Genomic DNA, 3868 nt, shown 5'->3' with positions numbered 1-3868 from the left:
CGTGGACGGCGCCGGGGACATCCGCAGGCTCGATCGCGGCTCGGGCAAGCAGGTCGTCGGACAGCGTGTACCAGACGGCCCGGGTCCGCAGCTGACGCGGCGGCAGATCGAGAGGCTCCTGCCCGAGTACCTCGCCCGTCGCGATCAGCCGCCGCTGGTATCCGACGACCTGGCTGGTGACCTCGACCACGCCGAGGTGCACCTCCACGTCGGGCAGCACCCGGGATCGCGACGACTCCACCACCCTGATGTCGGTGTGGTCACGCGCGGTGGTCGTCCATTCCGGCGTCGACTCGCATACGAACGCGACGGATTCCTCGAGGTCGAGGTCCTCGACCACGAAGCTCGATCCCTGGTGGAGATAGACCGCGCCAGCGTGCACCGTCGTGTGCGAGGTCGCGGCGTCCACGGTGCCCAGGAGCCGACCGGTCCGCGCTTCGACGATGCGAACCGGTGGTCCTCCCGCCCCTCGGATGTCCACATCCGGCCGGGCCCGTTGCGTCCAGAACCAGCCTGTGGGCCGGCGGCGCAGCCGTCCTCGGCGGACCAGGTCGTCGACGGCGAACGCAGCGGTCGGTCCGAACAACGCCAGATCCGCCTCGGTCAGCGCCAGCTCGGCCGCGGCGCACTCCAGGTGCGGAGCGAGCACGTAGGGATTGTCGGGGTCGAAGACGCTGGCCTCCACCGGCCGTCCGAAGATGGCTTCGGGATGATGCACCAGGTAGGTGTCAAGCGGATCGTCCCGGGCGACCAGCACGGCCAGCGATCGCCGGCCATCCCGCCCGGCGCGTCCGGCCTGCTGCCAGAGCGAGGCGAGCGTGCCGGGAAAACCGGCGGTGACGGTGGCGTCCAGCCCGCTGATGTCCACCCCGAGCTCGAGTGCCGACGTCGCGGCCGCCCCGAGCAGGGCGCCCGAGCGGAGATCCTCCTCCAGGGCCCGTCGCTCCTCCGGCAGGTAGCCTGCCCGATACGCCGCCACCCGGTCGGCGAGGTCCGCGGTGATCCGACCGAGTTCGCGGCGGGCGGTCACCGCCACCACCTCGGCGGCCCGTCGCGAGCGGACAAAGACCAGGGTGCGCACACCGTCCGCGACGAGGTCCGTCAGCAGGTCCGCGGACTCGGCTGTCACCGACCGGCGGACGGGGGCGCCGTTCTCGCCCGGGCCGGGCGCGGAGGTCGGGCCCTCCCGGTCCGGCGAGCTCTGCCCGGTCGTGAGCAGCGGAGGTTCGTAGAGCACGAAGTCCAGTGGCCCCCGCGGAGATCCGTCGACGTCGACCACCTCGACCTCCACGCCGGTGAGCCGTGCGGCCGAGACCCCGGGATCGGCGACGGTCGCGGACGCGAGCAGGAACACCGGATCGGTCCCGTAGCGCGCGCAGATCCGCCGCAGCCGGCGGATCACCGCGGCCACGTGTGCGCCGAACACCCCTCGGTAGCCGTGGCACTCGTCGACGACGACGTAACGCAGGCCGCGCAGGAACTGGGTCCACCGCCGGTGGAAGGGCAGGATGCCACGGTGGAGCATGTCGGGGTTGGTCAGGACCAGGCCGGCGTGCGCCCGGACCCAGTCCCGTTCGGCCGCCGGCGTGTCCCCGTCGAACACGGCGGCCCGGATACCGGTGAGCCGCAGCGACCGCACTGCTCTAAGCTGGTCGTGGGCCAGCGCCTTCGTGGGCGCCAGGTAGAGTGCCCGGGCACCAGGCTCGGCGAGCAGCCGGGACAGCGCCGGCATCAGATAGCCAAGCGACTTGCCCGAGGCCGTGCCGGTCGCCAGCACCACGCTGCGCCCGGCGTATGCGGCCTCGGCGGCAGCTGCCTGGTGACTCCAGGGGCTCGCGATCCCGGCGGCCGTCCACCGTCCCCGCAGGACCGGATCGATCCAGTCCGGCCATGGCGCCGGGCAGCCGTCCCGAGCCGGGACGCGCTCGATGTGCGTCATGCACCGCGCTCGTCGCACGTCGCGGCGCAGCCCGGCAAGGGCCGTGTCCGCGCCGTCGACATCCACCGGCGAGCCCACGACGATCGAGGATATGCGTCTCGACGCGGTCACGGCGCCCCTCAGCCGGACGAACCCCCGGAACATCGCCCTCTCGGGCCCCCGGGCCGAAGATCATCTCGGCGTGGCTACGGGCAGCGAGGCCGATGACAAGACGGCAGACGGACCACGGAGTGTCCCCGCGGGACCAGCTGCGCCGAAACCGCCGATGCAGTCGGTCGACCCCCACACGAGCGCCAAGATCGGGGATACATTTCATTAGACGTCATCAGCCGGCGATGCCGCAACACCGGGCCCGCGATCTGTGTCGCGGCACACCGGATTGATCCTCCTCGTGGGAGGGTAATGGCGCCGTGATGTCGGTCGCCCGAAGCACGGGACGGCCGGAGGCACACAAGGAGGATCCGTGGACCTGTCCCTCACGACACGCCAGGAAGGCAACCACACGGTCGTGGTGGTGGGCGGCGAGATCGACGTCTACACCGCGCCGAAGCTTCGCGAGCAGCTCATCGATCTCGTGTCCGGGGGGTCATACCACCTCGTCGTCGACATGGAAGGCGTCGAGTTCCTCGATTCGACGGGCCTCGGGGTCCTCGTCGGCGGGCTCAAGCGGGTGCGTGCGCACGAGGGTGCGCTGCGTCTGGTCTGCACTCAGGAGCGCATCCTGAAGATTTTCCGGATCACCGGCCTGACCAAGGTCTTCCCCATCCACTCCTCCATCGAGGAAGCCCTTGCCGCGAGCGACTGAGCCGAACATCACTCTTTCGCGAAAGGCAGGCCCGCCGTATGCCCACCGTTGAGCTGCGGTTCGCTGCACTGAACGGGCACGTTCGTACCGCCAGGATGATTGCGACGGCGGTCAGCCGGCGCGCGGGAGTTCCGGTCAGCGCGGCCGACGAGATCAAACTTGCGGTGACGGAGGCATGCACCCGAGCGGTGCGCGTCAACCGCAGGCATGCGCCGCAGGCCCCGGTGCATGTCGCGCTCACCGATGGCGCCGATTCCTTCACCATCACGGTGGCCGACTGCGGCCGGACCGGAGACGAGGTCGCCCCCGGTCCGGACGGTGGCCTCGTCACCGCGACCACCCTGCTCGAACTCGGATCCGAGTCGACTCAGCCGCCGGGTTGGGCGGAACCGGCGGACGACGATCTCTCGGCGGACAACTCTGGTTTCCCACCGGGGCTCGGACTCGCCCTCATCGAGGGACTCGTCGACGAGATCGAGATCAGGCGCGGCCCCGACGGCGTGGGTACGGTTGTCGCGATGACCTGGCACACCGGCGCCACATCGGACCCCTGCGAATCCGCGGTGTAGGACCTCTCCGGTCTCCCTGCCTGGGCCCGGCGACTGTTCCAGCCTCCGACCGTGCCGCCATGTGCCCCGCGCCAGGTTCCGAAGGCAGGGCACATGGAACCTGACATGGAGGTGGAGCCACGGCGCCAGTCTGCCATGTCAGTAACAGCACGAGTGATCTTTTTATGCCGAATATTCCTGAATCGATCCGTTTCCGGATTATCGCCGGGGCGGTGAGAGGTACCCGAGAGCACGCGACCCGGGCCGCCGCTGCTGAAAAACGAGCGCACGTCACAGACGTGTGGATAGACTCCGCCGCATCTCATGGACGGCTGATCCAACCATCCGTGATTCCCTTGGTGCTCCCCGTGAGACCGGTCAGATGCTTAGAAATGGGAAGAACCGACCGATCTCGCCCAAAGCGCCGCCGGATGCGGCGCGTGGCCGTGACCGTCTCGATGCCGTGGCGACCGCCGTGAGGGCGCCCGAGAGCACCGGCACCCTCACGGAGGGCGCACAGAGCAGACCGGGAGGAGCCATGTCCTCGATCCAAGCCCTACAGGCCGAGGGCTCTGG

At 69.9% G+C, this 3868-nt stretch carries 3 protein-coding genes; 2 read left to right on the top strand and 1 reads right to left on the bottom strand.

Going from position 1 to position 3868, the window contains the following annotated elements; all coding sequences use genetic code 11:
* A partial coding sequence (locus tag AC08ON_RS06140; protein WP_476616603.1) for a DEAD/DEAH box helicase occupies positions 1-2083 on the bottom strand: 2083 nt, incomplete at its 3' end.
* Positions 2084-2402: 319 nt separating this feature from the next.
* Between AC08ON_RS06140 and AC08ON_RS06135 the strand changes: the two genes are divergently transcribed.
* Positions 2403-2744: an STAS domain-containing protein gene (locus tag AC08ON_RS06135; protein ID WP_476606458.1), complete on the top strand. Its 342-nt coding sequence runs from the start codon at positions 2403-2405 to the stop codon at positions 2742-2744.
* A 38-nt stretch (positions 2745-2782) separates the two neighbouring features.
* Positions 2783-3313 carry an ATP-binding protein gene (locus AC08ON_RS06130; RefSeq protein WP_476606459.1) on the top strand — a complete coding sequence of 177 codons (531 nt, stop codon included), beginning with the start codon at positions 2783-2785 and terminating at the stop codon, positions 3311-3313.
* The last annotated feature ends 555 nt before the right edge of the window (positions 3314-3868 follow it).

It is taken from the genome of Frankia sp. CoWAU3 (assembly GCF_977971855.1).
The sequence above is the reverse complement of the archived record's forward strand: the minus strand, read 5'-3'. Positions and strand labels throughout refer to the sequence as shown.